We start from the raw sequence: 23609 nt of genomic DNA, 5'->3' as shown, positions 1-23609 counted from the left end.
CAGCCACCATGTCAACATCCACGCTTCAGTCTCCGCGCGAGCAGGCCGTGCGTCGCACGCAATCGTCGCTGCGCAGCGGCGCCGAATATATCGACAACATCAAGGACGACGGCCGGCGCGTGTTCGTCGACGGCGAACTGGTGCGCGACGTTACCACGCATCCGGCGTTTCGCGGCGCGGTGCGCTCGGTCGCGCGGCTATACGATCTCGCGGCCGCACCGGAGCGACGCGACGTGATGACATACGAGACCGAGGCGGGCACGCGTGCGCTGCGCTGCTACCAGATTGCGCGCACCCTTGGCGAGCTAGGCGAGCGTCGCCGCATGTCCGAGCAGTGGGCTGCCGCGACCTGCGGCCTGATGGGCCGCTCGCCCGACCACGTGGCGAGTTTTCTCGCAGGTTTCGCCGCGAAACCCGAACTGTTCGGCGCCGCTGGCGACGCGTTCGCGCAGAACGTCACGCGTTTTTACGAGCATGCGCGCGACCACCACCTGTATTGCGCCTATGCGATCGTGCCGCCGCAGATAGACCGCAGTAAGCCAGCCCACCAGCAGTGGGACCCGACGCTGTATGCCGGCGTCGTGCGCGAGCGCGACGACGGTATCGTATTGCGCGGCGCACAGCAGCTGGCAACCGGAGCGGTGCTGGCCGATTACGTGTATCTGAGCTGCATTCATCCGTTGACGCCCGGCGACGATGCCTATGCGAACGGTGTGATGATCCCGTTGCATGCACCCGGCCTGAAGGTGTATTCGCGCCGCTCGTTCGCGGCCTCCGCAGCCAGCACGTTCGACTATCCGCTGTCGAGCCGCTTCGACGAAACCGATGCGCTGCTGGTGCTCGACGATGTGTTCGTGCCGTGGGAGCACGTGTTCATCTACCGCAATCGCCAGATCTGCTGGGACCAGTGGTGGAAGACTCCCGCGCATTCGTGGGGCAACCATCAGGCGCAGACCCGCTACGCGACCAAGCTGCGCTTCATGCTTGGCGTAACCAAGCGCATCAACGAGCTGACCGGTAACGATGCGTTGCCGCCCGTGCAGGTGCAGATGGGCGAGATGGCGGCGCTCGCCACGATCGTCGACTCGATGGTGCTCGCGCAGGAAACCCAGGGGACGGTCGACGCCGACGGCATCGCGTGGCCGTCGAAAGCCGCCCTGTATGCGGTGATGTCGTTGCAGGCGCAACTGAATCCGAAGATGGTCGACATCGTGCGGGAACTGAGCGGCGGCTCGATGATCGCGTTGCCGTCGTCGGTGCGCGACTATGAACTGCCGGAAAGCGCAGCCGACATGGAGCGTTACGTCGCGTCGCCGGGCGTCGGCTCGCGCGAGCGCGTCGCGTTGCTGAAACTGGCATGGGATCTGATCGGCACCGAATTCGCGGGGCGTCACCAGCAGTACGAGAAGTTCTATGGCGGCGCGTCGTTCCTCGTCAAACAGAACATGGCGCGCGCCTATGACTTCGCGCGCGCCAGGCAGCTGGTCGACGACGTGCTCGCGCTCGGCGACTGAGCGCACTCGCGCGCTGGCCGCCGCTGGCTGCGCATGCGGGGGCCGGCCCGCGTCTGGCTGCGGCAGGCGCGATACGGTATGCTGGCCGTTTAACCCGGGCACTGCGAGGCGGTGTCCCTTACGGCCGGAAATAGCCGGAATGTGAACGGATGACACGAACCCAGATGCGCGATCCGCTCGAATCGCGCCGCCTTTCGGCCGAGTTGAAGGCGATGAAGGAGGCGCGCGAAAGCGCGGGCAAACACCCTTATTTTCGCGGCGTCGCGAATGCACGGTATGTGCTGCGCAAGGTTTTCCGCATCATCGAGGAGCATGCGAAGGAGTTCGGTCTGGATCCGGTGCACCACCAGAGCCTGATCCAGATCTACGGCAGCCCGGAGCGCCGGCTGCGCATCAAGGAACTGGCGCTGCGCATGGACATCTCGCAGGCGTTTGCGTCGAACGTGGTGCGCGCGCTGGTCGACAAGGGGTATGCGGAGCGCGTGCCGTGCGACGAAGACCTGCGCTCGATCTTCGTCGGCGTCAGCGATGCGGGCGTGAAGCTGCTTTGTGCGATCGACGACGCGGTACGCGTGCACGTCGAGTATTTCACGCAACAGCTGTCCGCGAGCGAACGCGAGATGGCGGTGTACATGATGATGTTCTATATCGGGATGTAGCACGCGTCAGGTGGGCGCAGTGGAGCAGCAGATGAAATCGACACGGTGGATCAGCGGCTGGCGGGCATGCAGTGGCACGCGAACGGCAGGTGTCGCATGAACGAGCAGAGCGTGCCGCGGCGCCGGCGCATCGTGGTAGGCATCAGCGGCGCATCGGGCGCGATCTACGGCGTGCGGCTGCTGGCGCTGCTGCGCACGCTGGACGTCGAGTCGCACCTCGTCGTCAGCCGTTCGGCGCAACTCACGCTGCAGCAGGAAATGCAGATGACGATCGCGGATCTGAAGACGCTGGCCGACGTGCACTATCCAAATGCCGATATCGGCGCGGCAATTTCGAGCGGATCGTTTCACGTCGACGGCATGATCGTCGCGCCGTGCTCGATCAGGACGCTGTCGGAGATCGCGACCGGCTGCACCGCTTCGCTGATCTCGCGCGCCGCCGATGTGATGCTGAAAGAGCGCCGCCGGCTGGTGCTGATGGTGCGCGAAGCGCCGCTGCATGCCGGCCATATCCGCAGTCTCGCGGCGGTGACCGAGGCCGGCGCGATCGTCTATCCGCCGGTGCCCGCCTTCTATGCAAAACCGGCGACGCTTGAACAGATGGTCGATCACACGCTCGGGCGCGTGCTCGATCTGTTCGATCTTGATGCGCCGACAGTGGAGCGCTGGACTGGAGGGAATGGCGGCTGACGTTGCGCGCCGTGCGTATCGTGCGGCGCGGCGAGATGCGCGCGCCGTCAGCTCATGTCGTTAGTGCATGTAGTCAGTGCATGTAGTCAGTGCGTATCGAACACGCGCTGATACTGCGCGATCGCAGCGATCGTCGCGGCCCGCTCCGCATCGGTCGGCCGGCGTGGATCGGCGGCCACCGGCAGTGCGCCGAATTTCATCAGGCAGGCCATCAACAGCAAACGCGCCTTGATCGCAGTGAGATTCGAGCCTGCGATTACCAGCGGGAACGGATCGGCGAAGCCTTCCGGTGCGCCGCGCCCGACCCGCACCGTTGGTATCCCGCTGAAGGCGGCACGCAGGATCAACTGCTCGCGCGCCGCTGAAGGGAGCCGCCCATACGGCACCAGGCCTTCGGTCACGAGGCCGGCGAGGCGACCGAGACTCAGCTTATGTTCGATCAGTGCGACGAGGTCGTGTGCATCGTCGGGGCCGCTCGTGTAGTCCTCGTCGAGATAGCCGCCGTCCTTGACGATCGACACCGACGGAATCGCCGCTTCGGTCAGTTGCCCCGCGGCGTTCCTGATCGCGATTTCGATCGGCTGTAGCACGCCGTCGCGGCGCTGCACCGCGCGCACCGCAGCCGGCAGACGGCGCAGATTGACCTCGGACAGATACGTGTGCCGGTAGGCCGGCACGTACATCAGCGACACGTTGCCGAGGTGGCTGGTCTGGCCGAGGATGCCGCCATGGCCGCCGCAGGCGCGGTAGCCGCCGGGCCGCGCATCGACTTTCGTCACTTCGCGGGCGGCGAAATACTGCTGTTCCTGAATGACGAGCACGCCGCAGCGGTTACGTCCCTGTTCGTCTTTCCATGCCTGCGAGCGGATCAGGCCGATCGAATCGACAATATTCTGCGGACCATCCGCACTGGCCTGGCCTTGCGGACGCTGCGCAGCGTTGCAGCAAACCAGCAGTGTCGTATCGAGCAGCAGGTTGAACCAGTACGCGGTTTCCTCGATCTGCGGGCTGCCTTGTGTCCAGATCAGGCCATCGTAGCGGCCGCTGTCGGCGATCTCCTGCGCGTCGTTGGTAATCTTCGCGAGCGATGGACGCGGCGGCGCGCTTGCCAGATGGTACGGTTTGTAGCCGTTGAAATCGCGGCCGCGCGTTTCAGGCGCGATGTCGCCGATGCCCTGGTCGGTGCGCAGCGCGGCGGGCAAGCCGCGTTTGTAACCGGCGGGCGGCATCACGCGATAAAAATCCACGTCGGCCTGCGACGAAATCGTGCCGGCCACGCCGTCGCGGTCAATGGCGAAGCGATCGATTTCCTCGAAGCTGCGCGAGCCGTCCGGAAAGAAGCCCTGGCGCGCCAGTTCTTCGGCGCCGCCGGGCACGGCCATCTCTTCTTCCCACGCGCTGCCGTCTGCCTGCACGGCCATGTAGGGCAGCGGATACAGGCCGTCCTCGGGCCGCAGTTCGATTTCGTAGACGGGCCGGTCCGTCGCCGCGCGGCGCGCACCGCTAAACGAACCGTCCGCGCCGACGTAACCGTCAGGCGGGCCGTACAGATTCGCGGCATCGGCCTCGAGCGGATGGGCGGAAAACTGCTCGACGTAGACCTTGACAGGCACCGCTAGCCGTTGCGCGCGCAACGCGTCGACGCGCAAAGGCTCGCCGTCGGCGCCGGTCCGTGCGGGTAGGCCGCGTTTTGCGCGCGCCTTGTTCGAGGTGACGAGCGGCGGCGTGTTCTGGATGGTGGCCGTCGGCCCGCTCAAATGGGCGATGCGCACGCGGGCAGAGTGGGTCATGGTTCCGGGACTCGTTGCAAAAAGAAAGAAGCGCGGTCGCTGCCCGACGGACGTGGCACGCTACACGATGCGCATCATCGGCGCGTGCCGGCAGATCGTTGCAGAATGAAGCGTGCCGGTCAGTGCTCGCGCACCAGCGGCAAAATAACCAGCGCGCCGACGATGCTGGCAATCACGATAACCAGCAGTCCCGCATGAAAGCTGCCGGTATGGCCGACGATCCAGCCGATCAGCACCGGCGCGCACGCACCCACCAGATTGCCGATGCCGTTCTGCACGCCGATGCCCGAGGCAATCACCGAACCCGGCAGCACTTCCATCGACAGCGCATATTGCGACGGCAGACCGAGGCCCCAGCAGCCCGCGCTCAGCGCGATCACCACCGCGGCAACGTGCGGATCGTCGACCACGGTGCCGACGTACAGCAGGCAGCCTGCACCGAACAGCCCGATCGCACACAGCAGCGCCTTTTTGCCGAGCCAGTCCGACAGCCAGCCGGAAGTCATTTCGGCGATGTACATCAGCACGAACGGCAGCGACGAATAGACGCCCATTTCGCGCAAATTGAAATGGCGCGAGCGTTCCAGGTAGGTCGGCAGCCAGCTGTTGAGACCCCACAGGTACATCAGCAGTCCGCAGCCGTACAAGGTCACGAGCCAGAACTTGTAGTTCTTCAGAAACAGCGCGGGGCTGGCTTTTTGCTTCGGGCCCGACACGGGCTCCGGCGGCATCAGATGCTTGCGCTCGCGCGTGACGGTGAAGATCAGCGGCGCCATAATGAAACAGCTGAGCGCGCCGAAAACATAAAACGACGCACGCCAGCCGTAGCTGTGCACCAGCCACAGCGACAGCGGGAAACCGATCGCCGAACCGATCGGGCTGCCGACCATCCACACCGCATTGGCGCGGCCGCGCTCGCGTTCGGGAAACCAGCGGTGCACGAGTTTCGAAATCAGCGAGAATTGCGGGCCTTCCGTGACGCCGAGCGCGACGCGCGCCGCCATCATCGTTGCGAATGAGCTCGATGCGCCCATCCATGCCATCAACACCCCCCACAGCGCCGTGGCGATGCCGAGCGTACGGCTCGGCCCGAACAGGTCGCCGACGAAGCCGAGCAGCAGCGACGAAATGCCGTACATGAACAGGAACGCGGTCATCAGCAGGCCAAGCCGCGCGGGATCGAAACCGGTACCGATGCTCGTATAGAAATCGGGATTCGTGAACAGCACCGCCACGCTGATGCGATCGAAGAAGCCGACCACCACGGCGCCGAACAGCACCAGCACCACCACCCAGCGCCAACGCTGCACAAGCGCGCTCCGCCGGAGCGCCACACTCTCTGCCATATTCGCCATCGACCAGTTTCCTCGCGGGTGCGCGGTGTTGCTGCGCGGCTTCTGCATTTCAAAATAACGAGCGGCAGCGGCTCGCAGCCGTGCACGAAATCTCATTGTCATTTGAAATATATTATCGTCACACAATCGGTGGCAAGTAAACAAAAAAGAACGCGCTGGTGCGGGGCGCTGAAGATGGAGAGAGGCCGTCGGATAGCGTAGCTTCTCAACGCGAACAACGGCGAGGCGGTACATGCGAGGCTAAGGATAGCGTTTCAAATAGGCGCGTACATCGCGATGCGATTGCGATATGGCGAGGGCGGCGTAACGGAACGGGGTACGGGGGGCTGCGGTGCATGGCCGGCGAGCGGCGCGCCGATGACGCGATGCGATGCCACGCGACGCGCGAGCAGAGGGGTGGCAGGTTACCGGGGGGAGGGCGGCTCGGCGAATGGGAGCGGCCCGCACGGCAAGCGTCGGCGGGCGCGCGCGGACTCAGCGGTTGCGAAATGAAATGAAGCGGCGGGTGTAAATAAAAGCGCTCAGGAAGCGCGGCGCCGCGCGGCCGGGCGCGCCCGCGGCGCGACCGCCATGGCCGCTTTCTGCGCGCGGCGCGGCGACGCCGCACGCTCCGGCAATCTGGCTTCGCCGCCGGCGCGCGGCGTGCTGCCCGTGGCCCGCACAAAATCGAGCCGGCCGGCGAGCGCGGAGCGTTCGAGCACCTGCTGCATGCGGGCCCATGCGCCGGCGTCTTGCCAGTTGCGCAGCCGGCGCCAGCAACTGATGCCGGATCCGCAGCCCAGTTCCGCCGGCAGCTCGTTCCAGTGAATCCGGTTCGCCAGCACGAACAGAATGCCGTTCATTGCCTGCCGGTCCGATACCGGCTTGCGGCCCGGATATTGATAGCGGCGCGGCTTGGCGGGCGGCAGCAAAGGTTCGAGCTGCGCCCACAACGTATTGTCGATCAGCGGTTTGCCGGCTTTCGCGGCAGTCCCGCGCACGGCGCGCGGCGCGGCGGCGGCCGGTGCGTTGCCGCCTGCGGCAGACATGTCGCGCTTTTTTTCATGCCTGTTGCCGCCGTCGCCTGCATCGCGACCATCGCCGGCGTCATCTCCCAGTGCCAATTGCGCCGCATCGCGCGCCGCCATCACGTGCGCTTCGGCGGCGCTGCGCGCCGCAACGGCGTCGCGTTTGCTGACCGCGTTGAGGATCCGGCGCATTTCGGCGAGACTGTGTCTGGAGCGGCCGGGATTGGCCATCGACTTGGCGCGCAGCACGTTGATGCGCGCCAGCAGCGAGCCGAGCACCTCGTGGATCACCAGGTTGCCGCAGCCGTTCAGAATGACCTCGTAGAACTCGCTGGTCGAGCGCACGCGGTCGACCGCGGATTCGTTCTTGACCGCGGCCTCGAAGCTGCGCAGTGTGCGCTCGAGGTCGGCGATCTGCGCGGGGCTCGCGAGCGTCGCGAACAGCGCGGCCGCTTCACCTTCCAGCAGCTTGCGGACGTGATAGATCTGGTCTGCCTCGCTGCGCGAGATGATCGCGACCGACGGCCCGCGGTTCGGCACATTGGTGACGAGCCGCTCCGATTCCAGCCTGCGCAGCGCCTCGCGGACCGTCGTACGGCTCACGCCGATGCGCTCGCACAGCGTCAGTTCGACCAGCCGTTCGCCGGGCGCGAAGTGGCCTTGCATGATCGCTTCGCGAAGTTTCAGCGTGGTTTGCAGCAGTACAGTCTGAGGGGTGACCTTGATATCCACGAGTTCCGCCTGATTCGGTTTGTTGCGCGTTGTCCGCAGTGCACGCCGATCGTTGTTGTGTGTTTCGGGTGATGCGCGTCGGCGCGGCGCCGCGCACGGCAGCGCGATACGTGGCTGCACGTCATGCGACTGTACCACAATCGTGTTTCAAAAAGGAGGGCGTAGGCGACAGCGGGCGCCGGCCGCATTGCGCGGCGCCCGCAAGCGGAGGCGGTGCTTTAGGCGGCGGGCGGCGTAAACCGGGTACCGAGGCGATTGAATACCACGTAGTGGCCTTTGAACCAGCTTTCGGCGGCAAGCTTCGCGCGCCACGGCGACGCGCGCGCTTCTTCGCGCTCCGGCGCCGACAGTGCATCGGTCGATGCCAGATAGTGCAGCGCGAGGTGCGTGTACTTGCCGGGTTCGCCGTCGACGATTTCAAAACGACGCACCATCAGCCAGCCGGCGCATTTCATTAGCGTCGGGATGTGATCTTCCGTGTACCAGCGGTCGAATTCATCGGCGCGCCCGGCCGGCACTTCGAAGAACACCGCGTACAGCACCGGCGCCTCGATCGTTGCAGAGCCGGCCTTTTCCCAGCGTCCGCATTCTTCGCCGATATAGCGGGTAAAGCCGCTGACGTCGCCGAGCATGCGGCGCGTGCGCTCGCCTGGCGAGCCCTTGATGGTTTTGTACTCGGGCGTCGCCAGCGCACCCGCAGTTTCCATTTCGTAAACCGCCAGGTAGGCCGGCCCCTCGTTGGCCCGGTAGCGCTGCGCACCGGTGAAACCGGGCGCGCGCATCCGCACCGGAATGTGCTCGGTGTTGTACCAGTCGTTGAAATCCGCTTCCCATTCGGGTTGCGGAGTCATTTCAGAAAAAAGCACGGCTTTTTTTGTCATGGTTGACTCGCTGTTGTCGGATCCATTTTGCTAACGGGTATTGACGTCATTGTACGACAATCGTAGAGTTTCGCAAATTGCAGTACCCGTAGCCGCAGTACCCCGACACCCGGGCCGGCTTGCCGGCCCTCCTGGAGCCAGTATGAATTTGCAGATCAGAGCGTTTCACACCCTTGTCGAAGATCATCTCGTGCCGTCCGGGCACGATACCGAAGCGCCGCTGCGCAAGGTCGCCGTGGTCGCGCTCGTAAAGAACCCGTGTGCGGGCCGCCATGTCGACGATCTTTCTGAAATGATCGACGCGAGCGGCATGCTCGGCGAGCAGCTCGCGAAGCTGGCGACGGATGCGATGCATCCGTACCCTGTGCAGAGCTACGGCAAGGCCGGCATCGTCGGCACGGACGGCGAGCAGGAGCATGCGAACGCACTGCTGACCACCGTGTTCGCAGAGCCGCTGCGCAAGGCGCTCGGCGGCGGCAAGGCGTGGATTTCGTCGTACACGAAGGTGGCGACGAGCGGCTCGTCGATCGACGTACCGCTCGCGCACAAGGACGCGCTGTACGTGCGCTCGCACTACGACGGCATGACCGTCACGGTGCCGCACGGCCCGCTGCCCGATGAAGTGGCAGTGATCTTCTGCGTGGCCAACCGCGGCCGCATCGGCGCCAGGGTGGGGGGACTGAAGGTCGACGAAATCAAGGGCGAGGACGGCCTCGTCTGAGTCTGAAACACCTGACTCCCGAACGGAGGGAATACGAATGAAGACGGCAATAGTGAATCTGGCGACGATTGTCAGCGGTGAATGGCGCGACCCGTTTGTGCGCGGCGACGGCATTTTGATGGACGAAGGCAAGATTGCCAGAATCGGCACGCTGTCCGACGCGGATCTGAAAGACTGCGACGTCGTGATCGATGCGGATGGCGCGACGGCGATTCCGGGCCTGATCGATTCGCAGATCCACAACACGTTCGGCGATTACACGCCGCGTCAAAAGACGGTCGGCTTTCTCGAAAGCTATCTGCATGGCGGCACCACCACGTCGATCAGCGCGTCCGAGGTGCACGTGCCGGGCCGGCCGACCGATCCGCAAGGCGTGAAGGCGCTTGCGGTCGCCGCACAGCGTTGCTTCGAACACTATCGGCCGGGCGGCATGCGGGTGTTTGCCGGCTCGATCATTCTCGAACCGGGCCTCGTCGAAGACGATCTGCGCGATATCGCGGCGCAGGGCGTATGGCTGGCGAAAGCCGGCTTCGGCGCGGTGAAGACGCCGTACGACTACGCGCCGATGATCGGCTGGGCCAGAAAGCACGGCATGATCACGACGGTGCACACCGGCGGTTCGTCGATTCCCGGCTCGTCGGGCATCTGGGCGGACCATCTGCTCGCGATGAAGCCGCACGTATCGTTCCATATCAACGGCGGGCCGGTGGCGATGCCCGACGTCGATTTCGGCCGCATTCTGCACGAGAGCGATATCGCGATGCAGGTCTGCACGGCGGGCAATCTGCGCACGCTGCTGAAGATCGCCGATATGGCCGTCGACGCCGATCAGTTCGACCGCTATCTGATTGCCACCGATACGCCGACCGGCAGCGGCATCATGCCGCTGGGCATGATGTATACGATCACGCATCTGGCGAGTCTCGGGCGCCGCATGCCGCCGGAAATGGCGATCTGCGCGGCCACCGGCAACAACGCGCGCACCTATGGCATCAACTCCGGCTTTCTGCAGGTCGGCCGCGATGCGGATGTGGTGATTCTCGATGCGTGCGTCGGCGGTACGCAGCGCACCGCGCTCGACGCTCTGGCGAACGGCGATATCGCGGCGGTCGCGGGCGTCGTGACCGACGGTGTGCCGCGCTTCGTCGGACGCAGCCGCAATACGCCGGCCTCCGAAAAGACCGTACGGGTTGCGGTGTCGCGCGTGATGCAGGATTTCGCAACGCCCCGCCACTAAGGCCAGGCACTGAGGCAAGACACTCAATGACACAGCAGAGAATCATCGTCGTCGGCGGCGGCCCGGTTGGCGTCGTCACGGCGCTCGCATGCGCGCAGCGCGGTTTTGCGGTCACGCTGCTCGAAGCGCAGACCGAAGTGGATCGCAGTCCGCGTGCCGCCACCACGCATCCGTCTACGCTCGAAATGATTGCGAGCGTCGGCTTGATCGACGAGTTCGTGAAGGTCGGGCTGGTGGCCCGCTATTTCGACTTCTGGGACCAGACGTCGCACCGGCTCGTCGCGCGCTTCGACCACGACGTGCTGCGCGACGATACACCGTATCCGTTTGTCGTACAGACCGAACAGCACAAGCTGGTCGATATCGGCCTGCGCAAGCTCGCGCAGTATCCGGACGTCGACGTGCGCTTCGGTGCCGCCGTGACCGCGCTCGAGCAGGACGATCACGGCGTGACGGTCAGCATCGAAGGAAGCGGCGGCGCGGAAAAGCTGCGTGGCACCTTCGTGGCGGGCGCCGACGGCGGCCGCAGCACGGTCCGTAAGCTCCTCAACATCGAGTTCGAAGGCTATACGTGGCCGGAGCGCTTTCTGGTGCTGACCACGTCGTTCGATTTCGAAAAGGCGATGGGGTGTTCGTTCCGCAGCTATCTGGCCGATCCGGTCGAGTGGGGCAATCTGTTCAAGATCGCCGGCGACGATCTGAAAGGCCGCTGGCGCGCCGTGTTCCCCGCGCCTGTCGACGTCGACGACGACACGGTGATGAGCGATGCCGAAGCGCAACGCCGGCTCAACCGGATCGTCGATCTCGGCGGCGCGCCGTACGAACTGTTGCACCGCAATCTGTACCGCGTGCATCAGCGGGTGGCCGCGTCGTTCCGCGAGCATCGCGTGTTTCTGGCCGGCGATGCGAGCCACGTGAACAATCCGATCGGCGGGCTGGGTCTGAACTGCGGGATTCACGATGCGCTGGAGCTGGCGCAGACCTTTGCTGAATGTGCGAACGGCGACGCACGCGCGCCGGTGCTCGATCGTTACGAACGCCGCCGCCGCACGCTGAACGTCGAGTTCGTGCAGCAGCAGACCGTCGCGAACAAGAAGCGGCTTGAAGAGAAGGACCCGGAGCAACGCGCGAAACATCTGGACGAACTGGCACAGACCGCTGCCGATACGGTGCGCCAGCGCGCGTTTCTGATGCGCACGTCGTTACTGCAGAGCGTGGCGCAGGGCAGGTCGATCGCGTAAAGGCGCGCTTGTGCGCAGGTGCCTGCGCGGGTTCGGCTCGCGCAGCGAAAGGGCGATGCAGCGCAGCCTTGCATCGCCCTTTTTTTTGCAGCTCGTTGCTGACACAGTCGCAATCGGCACATATGCGGATTTACCGATCGCGCTTGCCAGAGCCGCTTCGGCTCAATGCGCGCGAGCTTCGCTCGCGAACCAGTTGCCGACTGAAAACAGCGCCGCATCTTCTCCAGCCGCGCCGATAAACTGCAGTCCGAGCGGCAGATTTTCGTCGCTGAGCACGGGCAGCGTCAACGCGGGCACGCCGAGAATCGAAGCCGGCACGGCGAACGCCGCGTTGCCGGTGGACGCGAAACCGGGTGGCGCGGCGCCGCTCGCGCTCAGCGTCACGACGCCGTCGCAGCCGGCGACGAGTTCGGCGAATGCGGCACGCAGCTGCGTGCGGCGCGCGAGCAACGCGATGTAGTCCTGCTGCGTCATCGTAGCCGCGCGCGCAAGGCGCTTGAGCATCGTGTGGCTGAGCGCGCTGCGGTTGCGTTGCGCATAGCTTTCGAGCGGCCAGCGCGATTCCCACGCGATGATCGACTGCGTCAGTTCCAGCAGACCGTCGGCCAGCTGTCGTTCGAATTGTTCGACCTTGTCGGACTGCGCGCGTGCGACGACGTCGACGCCGCGTTCGCGCAACCACGCGACCGCCGCGTCGAGTGCCGCGCGCGCACCGGGCGTCGCGCTGTTCCAGCCGGCCGTTTCAATAAGAACGACGCGTTGCGGTACGCGCGCCTGCGGCATCAGGTCCGGTCCGGCGAGGCCCGGATAACCGGGATCGCCGCCCACTCGCGATGCAATCGCGCGCGCCGCGATCCATACGTCGTCGAGCGTCGCGCCGAGCACGCCCGCGCTGCTGTGGCTCAGCTGATCGTAAGTGCCGCCGCGGTTCAGCGCGCCATAGGTGGGCTTGAAGCCGACGCAGCCGCAATAGCTGGCCGGCCGTATCGTCGAGCCGACCACCTGGCTGCCGAGCGCGAGCGGCACGAAGCCGGCGCCGACCGCCGCGGCGGAGCCGGCGCTCGAGCCCCCCGGCGTGCGCTGCGGATCGTGCGGATTGGCCGTGCTCGCGAACATTTCGGTGGCCGCGAATTCAGTCGTGGTGGTCTTGCCGACAATAATCGCGCCTGCCTCGCGCAACGCCTGCACGGTCGCCGAGTCGCGCCCGGTGTGAAAGCCGGTCCACATCGGCGATCCCTGGCCGGTCGGCAGGTCCGCCGTTTCGATGATGTCCTTGATGCCGACCGCGATGCCGTCGATCGGCGACAGGGGTGCGTTATCGAGCCAGCGTTGCGTCGAGCGCTGTGCATCGGCGCGCGCGCGTTCGACGGCGAGCGCGACGAAGGCGCGCACCGCGGGCTCGCGCGCTTCGATACGCGCAAGCCCAGCTTCGAGCAGCGCGAGCGGGCTCGTCGTGCCGCGCCGGAACGCATCGGCGTGGCTGGTGTAAGAGGGGGCCGCTGAATAAGCGATCTTCGGGCTCTGCATGCGGAAATCCTCCGTGATGCGTTGCTTCGTTTCAGAATGAACGGCACACTTACGCGGCCTGCGTAGCTTGCCGGGTTGATGCAGCCGGGCGGCACAGCAGCCGGTACAGCACGACGATCGACGCCCCGCCGAGAATCACCGGCTGCGAGACGATGGTCTGCAACAGCGTCGGCAGGTGCCGCAGCGCTTCCTGCGACACGAACAACCCGCCGAAACCGAGAAACAGCGAGAAGCCGACCACCATCACGCGCCGCTCGTCGAGCAGGCTAGAAAAGATCAGCCGCGCGCCGTGAGAAAACACGCTGCCGAACAGCACGGTCGAAATGGCCGAGATGATCGGCCCCGGAATCAGCGCGAACATCAGGTCGATCCTGGCGAAACAGCCGAGCGCGACCAGCAGCGCGCCAGTCGCGAACGTCACATAGCGCGAGCCGACGCGCGTGCTTTGCAGCAGCGACAGGTTGGTCGCGTAGAACACGGTGCTGAAGCTGCCGAACACGGCGGCGAACACCGACGCGAACGCCATTGCGAACACGCCTTGCGAGACGCGGCCGACCGACAGCGGCTTGCCGATCCACGTGGCGATCAGCTCGTACATCGCGATCGACTGTACGCCGGTCGGCAGCAGCGTGAGCAGAAAGATCAGCACGAACACCGGTCGCACGCCGAAACCGAACGCGAACGGTTGCGGCACCACCAGCAGCGGCGTCGCGCCGTCATAGTGCAACGCCGCCGGGCTCCAGGCGAAGTAAACGGCGCTGCCGACCAGCAGCGAGATCAGCACGGCGCCGCGCCGCGCGACCACGTGGCGGCGCAGCATCAGCACCATCAGCACGACCACCGCGAGCGCGCCCGCCGCGATGTTCAGCACCGGATAGCCGGGCGAGGCCGGCTCGCCGATCCAGTGCGGCACCGTCGCGCCGGCGATCTGCACCATCGCCAGCACGATGATGACGCCGGACACCATCGGATCGAGAAAATAGCGCGACAGCAGGCCGATCAGGCTGACGCCGCGCACCGGCAATGCAAACAGACTCCAGATCAGCGACGCAGCGAAGAACGAACCGAACGCGGTGCCAAGACTGCTGCCCGGCAGGTGGCCGAGCACGATCAACGCGGAAAAGGTCGGCGCCCACGGTCCTTGGACCACCGGCAGACGCAACAGCAGCACCGACTGAAAGATCGTTGCAAGCCCGCACGTGATGAAGCAGATGCCGTACAGATACGCGATCTGCGCGATTTCCATATGAAATGCGCGGCCGAGGATGCCCGGGAAGATCATCATCGTCGTCATCACCGAGATGTTCTGCACCGACAGGAAAAAGCTTTGCGCGAGCGACACCTTCTCGTCGACACCGACGTCGAAGATGAATTCGCGGCCGGCCGGGGCGGCTTCAGTGCTCATCGCGATCTCCTTCGAGCGGCTGGTTCATCGCCATGTCGGCGCGACGCTGACGCACGAGTGCGTCGGCGAACGAAAAGTAGTCGCTGCGCGCGGCGGCCTGCGCCTGTGCTTCGAGATGAGCGGGCCACGCGCCGAGATCGTAGCCGTGCCACGGCGCTTGCGGTGTCAGCGCGGGCAGGCCGAGGCGTTCCCAGATGCGCCGCGCGTGCTCCATGAATTCGCGTTTAGGCAGTGCGACCGGCGCGAAGTCTTCCTTCAGCAGCGCATTGATCAGCACCGACGCGCTGGCGCCGTCGTCACGCGGTCCGCGGGGTCCGTGCCCGGGGTCCTTGTGATCGAGCACCCGCAGATCGTGCTGCGGCTGGCAGCGATACGACATCGCCCAGAACAGCGCGTCGGCGTTGGCGGGATCGATATCCTCGTCGATCGCGACAATCCATTTGCCGGCAAAGCGATGCAGCGTCGATGCGCCATACAGCGCGCGCCACACTTCGGTTTCAGGAACGCCGCGTTCGAACTGCACGGCGATCACGGCATACAGGCTCGTCAGCGGCTCATGCATCGATACGCGTTTGACGCCGCGAATGCCGAGCGCCGTGCGCAAATGGTTCAGAAACACCGGCTCCATTGCAACGCGCCGGATCACGCTCGATTCGCTCGGCGTCACCTGGCTGATAAACGACGTCAGAATCGGCGCATGCCGCCGCGTGATCGCGGTGACGTCCATAAACGCGTTGTATTCCTGCAGGTTCACGTAACCGTGCGATTCGCCGAACGGCGCTTCGGGTTCCAGCCATTCGGTGCTGATAAAGCCTTCGATCACATATTCGGCGTCGGCGGGCACCAGCAGGTCGACGGTTTGCGCGCGCACCACGTCGATCGGCGCGCCGGCCAGCGCGCCTGCCACCGCCAGTTCGTCGACGCCTTCGGGCAGCTTCTGCACCGCCGTGTACGACACCGCCGGCGGACAGCCGACCACCACCGCGCACGGCATCGGCTCGCCGCGTGCCTTGTATTTGAGCCAGTGCGAATAGATGCCGGCGCGCAGTTCGACCGACGGATTCATGCCGAGCCGGCGCGGCGCTTTCAACTGGCCGCGATAGTTGCCGACGTTCTGCACGCCGGTGTCGGGATCTTTGGTGATGTAGTGGCCGGCGGACAGGTACGGCGCGTTGTCCCAGCCGGGCGTCGAGATCGGCACGGGCAAGCCGTCGAGCCCCGCACCGGGCTCGTCGAGCGCGGCGCCGAGCGTGACGATGTCGTGGCACGGCGCGCGCTCGACAAGGTTCGGCGCGAGCGGCGCGGCGATCGCACGCACCCATGCATCGCCGATCTGCTCGAGCGGTTTGCCGAAGCCGACGCGATACACGTCGGGCGTTGCTGCAAGGCCGCCGACCAGCACCGCGCCGTTATAGCGTCGCCCGTGGCTGTCGATGGGCTGCGTGAACAGAAATGCCTTGCGCGCCGTTTCGGCGATGCCGCCGCGATACTGCCAGCGCACCAGCGGATGCATCTCGGTGTCCTTGTTGATCGGCTCGTCGACAACGCATAGCAGCCCGCGGCGTGCGAGCTCCAGCACGTGCGCGTGCAGATCGGGGTAGGGGCGCGGCGCGGCGCCGGGTGCGGCGACGTAGCGGGCAAGTGCGTCGGGCAGCGGGGTGTCGCCAGGCTGGTTCATATCGGTCTCGCGGAAGGGCCGGCGCCGCGTCGGCGAACTGCCCGCGCCAGCAGGGGTTGAACGGAAATGAGCGGCACCGGCGCGCGCATCAGAACGAATGGACCATGCCGAGCACCGTGGCCAGCTGGTTGTGGCCCGGCAACACCGGAATGCCAGGGCCCTGGCCGCTGTTCGTCGTGAACGACGCAAGGCTGCCGTTCTGGATGTACGACACGCCGCCGTAGACGCCCGTGCGCTTCGACAGCCGGTAGTCGTAGCGCATGCCGTACGACGTCGAATTGCCGTCTGAATCGTGTTGCAGCTTGTACTGGCCGTAACTGAGCATCAGCGTGCCGCGCAGCACGTTGGGCACTTGCGCCGACACTTCGTAATAGAAATTGTTCGGCGCGGCGAACGTGTTGGTGTTGGTGATGGTCACGTCGCCTGCGCCCCGGTGCAGCACGAACAGGCCGTCGAGCTTGAAGGGGCCGAAATCGTACGACACGCCGAACAGATCGTGGGTGCCGGTAGCGGTCGGTGAACTCGCAACCACGGTCTGCGACTTCGCATAGACCTGGCTCAGATAGTCCGCTTCCAGCGACAGCGTGCCGTTCGTGTAATACGCGCCGGCCGAGAACGTATTGCCCAGCGTGCGCGGCTGCGTCGGGTCGCCGTTCGCGCCGAAGCCCCACATCAACGAAAGCGTGAGCCCGTTCAGGTTTGGCGACGTATAGATGATCGAGTTGGGGATCTTGGTGGACGGGAAGAAATCGTAGTTGTTGGCCGCATGGCCCCAGTCCCAATGGCCGAGATCGCCGGCCAGGAAGCGCAGCAGGCCCCACATTTCAGGCGTGTTGTTCAGGCCGGCCTGAAAGCGCCCGAACGGGCCCGACATACCGACCCACGCTTCCCGTCCGAAGAATTTGCCGGCTTGCGCGCTCTGGCCGTTCGCAACGTTAATGCCGCTTTCGAGGCGGAAATTCACATGCACGCCGCCGCCGATGTCCTCCGCGCCCTGAATGCCCCAGTTGGACGGAAACGCATTGCTGCTGTCGATGCGAGTCGTGCTCTGACCGCCTGAGCGCGCGTACTGGATCGACGAATCGAGCACGCCGTACAGCGTGACGCCGGTGCTTTGCGCATGTGCTGCAAAGGACGTGCCGCACAGAACTGCCACGCATGCATAGTGTTTGACCTGATTTTTCATCGTTGAAATGTGAAGTTGACAACGCTGGTTCTGGAAGCTCGCGGGCAATACGGCGCGACGCCGCCTTGTGCGGGCGGCGATCTTTCCCCGATGTGATACGTCGTGTGGAGTGCTTACAGCGCGAGACGGAGCGACGCGAAACGGCGCGTCATCCATCATTCTGAAATGCCGAAGAACCCCTCGCCGCACGGGACACCTGTGGCTTTCCCGGCGCCGTGCGTTTCTGTTGACGTAGGGGCAAATATATGATCGTCGTACAATGCGAACAAGTAAACAAAAATACCGGGCAGCGGATTTTTTGCGCTATTTAGCCCTTAATATGCGCAGGCGAATGATTTCGTATGTTTCAAAAAGAGGAATTGAAACGGGGTGAACCGTGCTCTGGTGGGTTGTCGCGGTGCGCGCTGCACCAATCTGAAACGGGCGCGGGGCGCCCGGACCCGCTCAGCGGTCGGCTGGCGCGAGCGCTTCGCTGCCTGAGCGGCTGGTGCCGTCGATATGAATGCAGCGCACGTAGCCGTCGCCATGCGCGGCATGCGGCGGCGGCGTCGCCTGCGAACAGGCGGTATCGGCGCGCGGGCAGCGCGCTGCGAACGCGCAGCCGGGCGGCAATGCGCGCAGGTCCGGCGGGCCGCCGGCGATGGTTTCCAGATCGAGCTCGCGCGGCCGGCCCGCTACCGTCGAGGCGAGCATCGCCCGCGTATACGGATGCTGCGGCGCAAGCAGCACGTCGCGTGCGGCGCCATATTCGACGATCTGTCCCGCGTACATCACGGCGACCATGTCGGCGATCTGCGCGGCCACGCCGAGATCGTGCGTGACGATCACGATGCTGGTGCCGAACTGCGCCTGCAGCTGCTTGAGCAGCACCAGCGTCTGGATCTGCACGGTCGCGTCGAGTGCCGTGGTGGGTTCGTCGGCCAGCAGCAGCCGCGGCCGGCACGACAGCGCGATGGCGATCATCGCGCGCTGCCGCAGGCCGCCGGACAGTTCGTGCGGATAGGCGCGCAGTCGCCGTTGCGGCGACGGCACCCGCACGTGTTCGAGCAGCGCGAGTGCCTGCGCCTGCGCTTCGCGGCGCGTCACGCGCCGATGCCGGACGATGGTCTCGACGATCTGCTCGCCGATCGTGTACACCGGATCGAGCGCGGTCATCGGCTCCTGGAACACCATCGATACCGTTGCGCCGCGCAGCATCGACAGCTGCCGCTCGCCGAGCGCCAGCACGTCGGTGCCGTCGATACGGATCGAGCCGCCGAGCCGCGTGCGGTCTGCGGGCAACAGGCGCATCAGCGCGCGCAGCGTGACGCTCTTGCCTGAGCCCGATTCGCCGATGATGCACAGCACCTCGCGCGGCGCGACACGCAGCGAAACGCCGTTGACCGCATGCACGGTCGCGTCGCGGCTGACGAAGCGCGCGGTCAGGTCGTCGACTGCGAGGACGGGAGCGGAAGCGGTGACAGAAGCGGCGTTCATGATCGAAGGAGGTCGGGTGGCCGGTGTGCCTCGCTCGCATCGCCGTCGACGCGAAACGCGTGCGGCGTACCCGTCGGCGGGTCGCCGGCGCGCGTATGTGCCGACGCGGCGTCGTGCATGTGGCAGGCCACCGCGTGCAGCGGTGCGGCAAGCGCTTCGCCGAGCGACGGCGCGCGTGTCGTGCACACGTGTTCCGCATACAGACAACGCGGATGAAAGCGGCAGCCCGGCGGCGGATCGACGGGATTCGGCGGGTCGCCCGCAAGCGGCGCCTCGGCAATGCGGCGCCGCGGATCCGTATCGAGCTGACAGCCGAACAGCGCGCGCGTGTACGGATGCCCGGGGTTGCGGTACACGTCGTCGGCAGGACCGATTTCGACGATCTCGCCGAGATACATCACGAGCACGCGGTCGGATACGTAGCGCACTACATGCAGGTCGTGCGAGATGAACAGATAGGTCAGGTTCAAGTGCGCTTTCAGCGCGCGCAGCAGCATCAGCACCTGAGCTTCCACCGACTTGTCGAGCGCGGAGACGGATTCGTCGAGAATCAGCAGGCGCGGGTTCAACGCGAGCGCGCGGGCGATGTTGACGCGCTGCTTCTGGCCGCCGGACAACTCGTGCGGGTAGCGCGCGGCAAACAGCGCGGCGCGCAGCCCGACCTGCTCGAGCAGCGTATGCGCGGTTTGCCGCGCAGCGTCGCGCGTCGCGCCGTGCACGCGCATGCCATACGCAATCGATTCGGCCACCGACATACGCGGATTCAGCGACGCCGACGAGTCCTGAAACACCATCTGCACGTTTTTGCGCAGTTCGCGTAGCGTGAGGCCGGTGCGCTCGCCGACCGCATCGCCGTCGAAGATCAGTTCGCCCGCATCGGGCTCGACGAGCCGCATCAGCAGCCGCGCGAGCGTCGATTTGCCGCAGCCCGACTCGCCGACCACGCCGAGCGTTTCCCCTTTGGCGATGCTGAACGACACGCCGTCGACCGCGTGCACGTGCGCGAGCGTGCGGCCGAACAGTCCGCCGCGCACCGCGAAGCGCTTGCGCAGGCCGCGCGCGATCAACAACGGCTGGCGCAGGCCGCCGCGATCGCGCGGATCGGCTGCGGGTTCGCCGGTGTGCCGCGCAGCGCGGGCGTTGCCCGCGGCATTCGAACCATCGATATCCGACACAGGTGGACGCCTCCTCATGTGCGAATGTCCATGGCGTGACGCAGCCCGTCACTGACCATGTTGAACGAGAACGACACGATGCAGATCGCGAGCCCCGGCAGCGCGCACACCAGCGGCTGCAGATAGATTGCCTGGCGCAGGCCCGCCAGCATTTGCCCCCAGTCGGGAGTCGGCGGCTGCACGCCGAGCCCCAGAAACGACAGACCCGCGGCGAGCAGCACCGACACCGAAATCAGACTCGATGCGAACACGAATAGCGCAGGCAGCACGTTGCCCAGCACGTGCGCGACGATCACCGACAGGCTCGATGCGCCGGTGGCCTGCGCCGCTTCGACGAAATCGAGCGCGCGCACCTGTGACGTCGCGGTTTCCGCGATCCGGCACAGCGACGGGATGAACACCAGCGTCAGCGCAAGCAGTCCGCTTGCCACGCCGCCGCCGATCGTGCCGGAGATCGCGACGGCCAGCAGCACCGACGGAAATGCGTAGAACACATCCATCGTGCGCATGATCGCCATGTTCAGCGCGCCGCCGTAAAAGCCCGCCAGCACGCCGAGCGAGCCGCCGATCGCAAGCGCCAGTGCGACCGGTGCCACGCCCATCGCCAGCGACATGCGCGCGCCGTACAGCAGCCGCGCGAACATGTCGCGGCCGAGGTCGTCGGTGCCGAGCAGATGGCCCTGCCAGCCTGGCGGTTTCAGGCGCCCGAGCAGGCCGGTCGCATACGGGTCGTAGTGCGCGACGAGCGGCGCGCAGCACGCGGCGAGTAATGTCAGCACCAGTATTGCGCCGAAGCTTAGGGTCACGTAGTCGTGCCGCAGGCGGCGCGCGATCGCGCGCAGGTAGCCGGGCGGCGCTACTGCGCGAAGCGCGGCGGGCGGAAGGACGGCGCTCATGGTGTCGTTTTCCTTATTGACGCTGCAGGCGCGGATCGGCGCAGGTCTGCAACACGTCGACCGCGAGGTTGATGAACACGAAGGTCAGCGCAAGGATCAGCACGGTACCTTGCAGCAACGGCACGTCGCGCGTCAGGATCGCCTTGCTGAGCAGAAAGCCGGTGCCGGGCCACGTAAAGATCGTTTCGATCAGGATCGAGCCGCCGGTCAGGTAGCCGAGCTGCAGGCCCATCACGGCCAGCACCTGCGGCAACGCATTGCGCAGCGCATGGCGCATCAGCGCGTGCGGCGCGAGCCCTTTGGCGCGCAGCACCTGCATGTAGTCCTGCGCCAGCGTGTCGGCCAGTGCCGCGCGCGTGCTGCGCATCACCACGCCGAGCGGCAGCAGGGCCATCGTCAGCATCGGCAGCACCGCGAAGCGCGCGTCATGCCAGTCGAGCCAGCTGAAGGTCGCGGCCGCGCCGCTGCCCATGCCGGTGGCCGGCAGCCAGCGCAGCTTGACGGCGAACACGATGATCAGCACGATGCCGAGCCAGTAGCTGGGCACGCTGATGCCGAGCGTCGATACGGCAGTTACCGCGCGCTCGACGAAGCGGCCGCGATGCCACGCGGCGAGCATGCCGGCCAGCACGGCGAGCGCGAACGCGATTAGCGCGGCCCCGGCTGCAAGGCTCGCCGTATTGGCCAGCGCGCCGGATACTTCGACCAGTACCGGCCGGCCGGTCTGCAGCGAGGTGCCGAAATCGCCGTGCAGCGCGCGCCACAGCCATTTGGCAAACTGCACCGGAACCGGTTGATCGAAGCCGTACAGCTGGCGGATCGTCGCGATGTCGGCGGCGCTTGCGTCCGGCGGGATCAGCGATGCAGCGGGATCGCCGGGCGCGAGATAGACGAGACAGAAACATACGAGCGATACGCCGAGCAAGATCGGTATCGTGTACAGCACGCGTTTTGCGATGTAGATCCACATGACGTGTCGTTCCTGGTTGCGCGGTCAACGATCTCTTTACGGCCGGCTCGCTTGGCGGGCCGCGCCGAGTGCGACCGGTTCCCACAGGTCGCAGTGATGTCCGGCACCGTAGGCCGCGGTGACTGAGGGTGCGTGCGTGTCGAGCCGCTCGACGCTATCGTTTGCCGCGCTGTAGCGCGGCCAGGCGGCGGCCGGCGTGCCGCTTGCAGCGAAGCTCGTCCAGTTCGCGACCATGCGCTGCGCGAGTGCTTGCTGCGCGGCGTCGAGCGGATGCGGGGTACCGGCGCCGCCGTGAAAATGCGGGAACAGGTACTGCAATTCGGCCGTGTGATACGCCCGCATCGCGTAGCTGACCGGGCCGAAATAGGAGGGCGCGCGGCGGTCGTCGAACTGGTAGCCGTACACCGGCACGTAGTTCGCCAGGTTGCGATCCAGATAGCGCGCGATGCAGATCTTCAGGTCCTGCGCCGCGACGATTCCGGCCTCGCTCGGGCTCGCATCCGATGCGAGCGGGTAGGCGTCGCGCAGTGCCGCGCTATGCGATAGCCGGCGCAGCGCGGCGCGCGCCGGCATGGCGGCAGCGTTGGCGCGTCGGCGGCGCAGGGCCGCCTCCGGTCGCGGCCCGCAGGTGTGCGGCGGGCCTGAAGCCAACGAGCGCGGCATGCTGTTCATACCCACGTGCCCGCGCCCTGGTGCTTCGCGTTGTCGCGCAGGCAGCGCACCAGCAAGTCGGTGTCCATCACGTCGCCGAAGATCGCGTAGAACGCCGTGAGCGTCGCGTTATGCTCGTCGTCGGTGCCGGCTGCGGTGCCATCGCTGATCATGATGGTCTTGTAGTTCAGCATCATCGCGTCGCGCGCGCTGGATTCGCAGCACGCGTTGGTTGTCGTGCCGGCGATCGCGACGGTGCGGATGCCGCGTGCCTGCAACAGCTCGTGCAGATTCGACGATCCTCGGATGAACGCGCTGTAGCGGTACTTGAGCACGGTTTCGTCGCCGGGCTCGACGACGAGGTCGCGGTGCAACTGGTGGCCGGGCGCGTCTTTCTGAAATGCCGCGGTGCGTTTCGCGGCGCGCGCCGGATCGCCGGCGGACAGCTCGTACCACTGCGACCAGTTCTTCTGTTCCATTTCGTTGACGGTATTGCGGACCCACACCACGAGGCCGCCGGTTTCACGCACAGTCTGCGCGAGCCGGTTGAGGTTCGGCATGATCGTCAACGCCTGTGCGCACGGGTAAGCCGCGTATTCGTCGAGCAAAAAACCGTTCTGCATGTCGATCACGACGAGCGCGGTGCTGGCGGGATCGAGGTCGTCGTGGATATGTGCGCGGCCGCGCCGCCGTACGACGCGTTCGACGATGTGCTCGGGAATTTTCACTGGATGCATGATGGCTCTCGGTGGTGATGGCGGCCGCTGCGCCGACGACATGCGTGGGCGCAGCGGCGCGCCTCGCGCGATGCATACAAC

20 protein-coding genes are annotated in these 23609 nt (G+C 65.9%); 6 read left to right on the top strand and 14 right to left on the bottom strand.

Going from position 1 to position 23609, the window contains the following annotated elements; translation table 11 throughout:
- Positions 1-8 precede the first annotated feature (8 nt).
- From QYH69_RS16455 to QYH69_RS16445, 3 genes are all read left to right on the top strand, one after another.
- Positions 9-1514: a 4-hydroxyphenylacetate 3-hydroxylase N-terminal domain-containing protein gene (locus tag QYH69_RS16455; protein ID WP_308832917.1), complete on the top strand. Its 1506-nt coding sequence runs from the start codon at positions 9-11 to the stop codon at positions 1512-1514.
- A gap of 149 nt (positions 1515-1663) precedes the next feature.
- On the top strand, positions 1664-2173 hold the full coding sequence (locus QYH69_RS16450; RefSeq protein WP_308832916.1) for a MarR family transcriptional regulator: 510 nt from the start codon (positions 1664-1666) through the stop codon (positions 2171-2173).
- 96 nt (positions 2174-2269) lie between these two features.
- Positions 2270-2863 carry a UbiX family flavin prenyltransferase gene (locus QYH69_RS16445; protein WP_308832915.1) on the top strand — a complete coding sequence of 198 codons (594 nt, stop codon included), beginning with the start codon at positions 2270-2272 and terminating at the stop codon, positions 2861-2863.
- A gap of 86 nt (positions 2864-2949) precedes the next feature.
- On the opposite strand, the gene QYH69_RS16440 is transcribed toward QYH69_RS16445, so the two are convergent.
- From QYH69_RS16440 to QYH69_RS16425, 4 genes are all read right to left on the bottom strand, one after another.
- Complete coding sequence (locus tag QYH69_RS16440; protein WP_308832914.1) at positions 2950-4653, bottom strand: asparaginase domain-containing protein; 1704 nt, start codon at positions 4651-4653, stop codon at positions 2950-2952.
- A gap of 119 nt (positions 4654-4772) precedes the next feature.
- On the bottom strand, positions 4773-5963 hold the full coding sequence (locus QYH69_RS16435) for an MFS transporter (RefSeq protein ID WP_308832913.1): 1191 nt from the start codon (positions 5961-5963) through the stop codon (positions 4773-4775).
- 566 nt (positions 5964-6529) lie between these two features.
- Positions 6530-7747: an FCD domain-containing protein gene (locus QYH69_RS16430; RefSeq protein WP_308832912.1), complete on the bottom strand. Its 1218-nt coding sequence runs from the start codon at positions 7745-7747 to the stop codon at positions 6530-6532.
- 218 nt (positions 7748-7965) lie between these two features.
- On the bottom strand, positions 7966-8628 hold the full coding sequence (locus QYH69_RS16425) for a DUF4286 family protein (protein ID WP_308832911.1): 663 nt from the start codon (positions 8626-8628) through the stop codon (positions 7966-7968).
- A gap of 142 nt (positions 8629-8770) precedes the next feature.
- Between QYH69_RS16425 and QYH69_RS16420 the strand changes: the two genes are divergently transcribed.
- The 3 genes from QYH69_RS16420 to QYH69_RS16410 are packed head-to-tail and all read left to right on the top strand — an operon-like array spanning position 8771 to position 11827.
- On the top strand, positions 8771-9349 hold the full coding sequence (locus tag QYH69_RS16420; RefSeq protein ID WP_308832910.1) for an amino acid synthesis family protein: 579 nt from the start codon (positions 8771-8773) through the stop codon (positions 9347-9349).
- Between the two features lie 37 nt (positions 9350-9386).
- The gene (locus tag QYH69_RS16415; protein ID WP_308832909.1) at positions 9387-10586 is read left to right on the top strand and encodes an amidohydrolase family protein; all 1200 of its coding nucleotides are present in this window, start codon (positions 9387-9389) and stop codon (positions 10584-10586) included.
- Between the two features lie 26 nt (positions 10587-10612).
- Positions 10613-11827 (top strand): FAD-dependent oxidoreductase, encoded by a 1215-nt coding sequence (locus QYH69_RS16410; RefSeq protein WP_308832908.1) that lies wholly within the window; start codon positions 10613-10615, stop codon positions 11825-11827.
- A 162-nt stretch (positions 11828-11989) separates the two neighbouring features.
- Here the strand turns inward: QYH69_RS16410 and QYH69_RS16405 are convergent, their stop codons facing one another.
- The 10 genes from QYH69_RS16405 to QYH69_RS16360 form a co-directional block, all read right to left on the bottom strand.
- Complete coding sequence (locus QYH69_RS16405; protein ID WP_308832907.1) at positions 11990-13354, bottom strand: amidase; 1365 nt, start codon at positions 13352-13354, stop codon at positions 11990-11992.
- Between the two features lie 49 nt (positions 13355-13403).
- Positions 13404-14759, bottom strand: a complete 1356-nt coding sequence (locus tag QYH69_RS16400; protein WP_308832906.1) for a solute carrier family 23 protein — start codon at positions 14757-14759, stop codon at positions 13404-13406.
- Positions 14749-16437 (bottom strand): UbiD family decarboxylase, encoded by a 1689-nt coding sequence (locus QYH69_RS16395; protein WP_308832905.1) that lies wholly within the window; start codon positions 16435-16437, stop codon positions 14749-14751. Before QYH69_RS16395 ends, QYH69_RS16400 begins: the two co-directional genes overlap by 11 nt.
- 88 nt (positions 16438-16525) lie before the next feature.
- Positions 16526-17623 carry a porin gene (locus QYH69_RS16390; protein WP_308832904.1) on the bottom strand — a complete coding sequence of 366 codons (1098 nt, stop codon included), beginning with the start codon at positions 17621-17623 and terminating at the stop codon, positions 16526-16528.
- A gap of 444 nt (positions 17624-18067) precedes the next feature.
- Positions 18068-19099: an ABC transporter ATP-binding protein gene (locus QYH69_RS16385; protein ID WP_308832903.1), complete on the bottom strand. Its 1032-nt coding sequence runs from the start codon at positions 19097-19099 to the stop codon at positions 18068-18070.
- A complete protein-coding gene (locus QYH69_RS16380) occupies positions 19096-20181 on the bottom strand; it encodes an ABC transporter ATP-binding protein (RefSeq protein WP_308833035.1) in 1086 nt (361 codons plus the stop codon). The genes QYH69_RS16385 and QYH69_RS16380 overlap by 4 nt, the downstream gene beginning before the upstream one ends.
- A 107-nt stretch (positions 20182-20288) precedes the next feature.
- Positions 20289-21170 carry an ABC transporter permease gene (locus QYH69_RS16375; RefSeq protein ID WP_308832902.1) on the bottom strand — a complete coding sequence of 294 codons (882 nt, stop codon included), beginning with the start codon at positions 21168-21170 and terminating at the stop codon, positions 20289-20291.
- A 13-nt stretch (positions 21171-21183) separates the two neighbouring features.
- The gene (locus QYH69_RS16370) at positions 21184-22140 is read right to left on the bottom strand and encodes an ABC transporter permease (protein ID WP_308832901.1); all 957 of its coding nucleotides are present in this window, start codon (positions 22138-22140) and stop codon (positions 21184-21186) included.
- Between the two features lie 36 nt (positions 22141-22176).
- A complete protein-coding gene (locus tag QYH69_RS16365; protein WP_308832900.1) occupies positions 22177-22713 on the bottom strand; it encodes a carboxylesterase family protein in 537 nt (178 codons plus the stop codon).
- A gap of 95 nt (positions 22714-22808) precedes the next feature.
- Positions 22809-23528 carry a cysteine hydrolase gene (locus QYH69_RS16360; protein ID WP_308832899.1) on the bottom strand — a complete coding sequence of 240 codons (720 nt, stop codon included), beginning with the start codon at positions 23526-23528 and terminating at the stop codon, positions 22809-22811.
- Positions 23529-23609: the final 81 nt, after the last annotated feature.

The organism is Paraburkholderia sp. SARCC-3016, assembly GCF_031119615.1.
GTDB lineage: Bacteria > Pseudomonadota > Gammaproteobacteria > Burkholderiales > Burkholderiaceae > Paraburkholderia.
Note: the sequence above shows the minus strand (reverse complement) of the source record. Positions and strands in the feature narration are given on the sequence as shown.